4 protein-coding genes are annotated in these 2,290 nt (G+C 63.9%); 1 reads left to right on the top strand and 3 read right to left on the bottom strand.

The genetic code is table 11. The annotated features are described in order from the left end of the window. Positions 1–281, bottom strand: a 281-nt coding sequence (locus HQL56_19690) for a membrane-bound lytic murein transglycosylase MltF (GenBank protein ID MBF0311740.1), incomplete at its 3' end; no start/stop codon positions are given. Further along, a complete protein-coding gene (amrS, locus tag HQL56_19695) occupies positions 278–1,357 on the bottom strand; it encodes an AmmeMemoRadiSam system radical SAM enzyme (GenBank protein ID MBF0311741.1) in 1,080 nt (359 codons plus the stop codon). The genes amrS and HQL56_19690, both read right to left, overlap by 4 nt. Before the next feature lie 124 nt (positions 1,358–1,481). Here amrS and HQL56_19700 point away from each other — a divergent pair, with 124 nt between their 5' ends. Continuing rightward, complete coding sequence (locus HQL56_19700) at positions 1,482–1,964, top strand: ferritin family protein (protein MBF0311742.1); 483 nt, start codon at positions 1,482–1,484, stop codon at positions 1,962–1,964. A 57-nt stretch (positions 1,965–2,021) separates the two neighbouring features. Here the strand turns inward: HQL56_19700 and HQL56_19705 are convergent. Beyond that, a partial coding sequence (locus HQL56_19705) for a YfhO family protein (protein ID MBF0311743.1) occupies positions 2,022–2,290 on the bottom strand: 269 nt, incomplete at its 5' end.

Consider the following 2,290-nt stretch of genomic DNA (forward strand, 5'->3'; position numbering starts at 1 on the left):
TCCCCCTCGTTGCGTTGCATCGCCTCCAGGATGTCGCTGCGGGTGTGATAGAGCCGAAATCGCACCGGCACCCCCAGGTGATTCCCGAACGCCAGCGCCAGGTCGTGTTCGAAGCCTTCCGGGTCCTGGTTGCGACCCAGGTAATAGGTGGTCGGCGCGTTGCGGGTGAGCACCACCAGTTCGCCCCGTTCCCGGATCCGCTCCACGCCGGGGATCTCCGGTCGCAGATCGCAGCCGGCCAGCAGCGCGGCGACAAGCAGCCATGCCCGCCAGGCCTTCATGAGGTCTCCATGCGAACCGGTGTCCGCCGGGCGCCCCACTGGCCGGGGAGGGGCGCGAAGCGTCCCGGCAGCGGCACGCCGCAATGCCGGCAGTTTCCTTCCGGCGTCACGGCCCACTCCCCCAGTTCGTATCCCCGCCGTTCGATCAGCAGTCGGCGGCAGCCGTGACACCAGGTGCTCCCGGCCTGGGCATGGATCACGTTGCCGATGTAGGCGTGACGCACCCCGTTGGCCAAGGCGATACGGCGCGCCATCAACAGCGTGGCGGTGGGCGTGGGGGGGCGATCCAGCATCTTCCAGGCCGGGTGAAAGGCGGAAAAATGCAGCGGCACATCCGGTCCCAGCGCCTCCACCACCCATGCGGTCATGTCCTGCAGTTCCGCCTCCGAGTCGTTGCAGCCGGGAATCAGCAGGGTGGTCAACTCCAGCCACACCCTGGTCTCCCTGGCCAGATGGACCAGCAACTCCTTGACCGGTTGCAGCCTACCCCCGGTCAGATGGCGGTAGAAATCGTCGCGGAAAGCCTTCAGATCCACGTTGGCTGCGTCCATCCGGGAAAAGAACCAGGCCGCCGGTTCCGGCTCCATGTAGCCGGCGGTCACCGCCACCGACCGCACCCCTGCTTCCCGGCAGGCTTGCGCCGTATCCGCCGCGTATTCCAGAAAGATCACCGGGTCGTTGTAGGTATAGGCCACGCTCAGGGAGCCGGTGCGAACCGCTGCCTGGGCGATCGCCTCCGGCGGGGCGAGTTGACCGACCCGGTCCATCTCCCGGGATTTGCTGATGTCCCAGTTCTGGCAGAATTTGCACCCGAGATTGCAGCCGGCGGTCCCGAAGGAGAGCACTGCGCTGCCGGGATAAAAATGGTGGAGGGGTTTCTTTTCGATCGGATCGACGCAAAAACCGCTGGAACGCCCGTAAGTCGTGGAAAGCAAACGTTCTCCGTCGCTGGCGCGCACGAAGCAGAACCCCCGCTGACCTGCCGCCAGTTCGCACCGGCGCGGGCAGACCTCGCAGACGATTTTGCCATTGGCAAGCTTGCGCCAGAATCTGGCCGTGAATCCTTCCACGATCATTCGTACCTCCTCGCGCGACGAGACATTGAATTCATATCCGATTCGTGCCTTAATAGGCAAGAGTGACTGTGAATCGACAGACCAAGATGGTACACGGTTTTCCCCTCAGTTTAAGGAGTGATGCATGGAGACACCAACCGATATCTTCAAACAGGCCCTGCGCAATGAGGTGCATGCCTCCGCCTTTTTTGCCAAGGCAGCCGAGCTGACCAGGGACGACGCATCCCGGATGCTGTTCCTGGAGTTGTCGAACATGGAAGACGGCCATGCCGGCACCCTCGTGGAGAAGGGGCAGAAGGCCCCCTGCAATCACGGGTTCGACATGGTCGCCTACCTCAAGGAGCTGGAAAGCTCCGTGGATCCGGCCATCCCGCCCGAGGAGATGGCGATCATCGAGCAGGGGGACCCGAAGGCGGTCCTGCGTTTGGCCATCGATCTGGAAAACAAGGCGATGAAGACCTACGCCAGGCTGGCGGAAGAGGCCATCGACCTGGAGGTCAAATCCTTCTGCCTGGAGCAGGTCAAGGAAGAGGCCAGTCACGGCAATGCCCTCACCAAGCTGCTGCACTCCATGGACATGGACCCCGAAGATCGTCCGGGTCTGTAAGCACCGTTCCTTTGCGTCTCCGGGCGGGGGGATTCCGCCCCCGTCCGGATCGCCATCTCAACGCCGATAGGGCGGCCAATACTCCAAAACCACCTGGTTTTCTCCGGCCTCCAGGGCGATTCCCTGAAAGGCATGATCGACGGGCATGATGCTCCCTGGGGCGCCGTTGACGGTCACCCGCCAGTAGGGGTCATGATTGTTGGTGACCACCAGCAGGGCCGGGCCGTGGTTGACCACGCGCCAGACCGAGCGATCCGGGGTGTAGCGCTCCAGGGTGACCGTGCCGCCGGACAGGTTGGGCGCGGGCGCGGTGTCGGGGGGCTCCA

The organism is Magnetococcales bacterium (assembly GCA_015231925.1).
In the GTDB taxonomy this organism is placed as follows: domain Bacteria; phylum Pseudomonadota; class Magnetococcia; order Magnetococcales; family JADGAQ01; genus JADGAQ01.

What these genes read in the sequence shown, in the direction of transcription:
- amrS (MBF0311741.1), bottom strand. Translation starts at nt 1,357, where the DNA reads ATGATCGTGGAAGGATTCACGGCCAGATTCTGGCGCAAGCTTGCCAAT.
- HQL56_19700 (MBF0311742.1), top strand. Translation starts at nt 1,482, where the DNA reads ATGGAGACACCAACCGATATCTTCAAACAGGCCCTGCGCAATGAGGTG.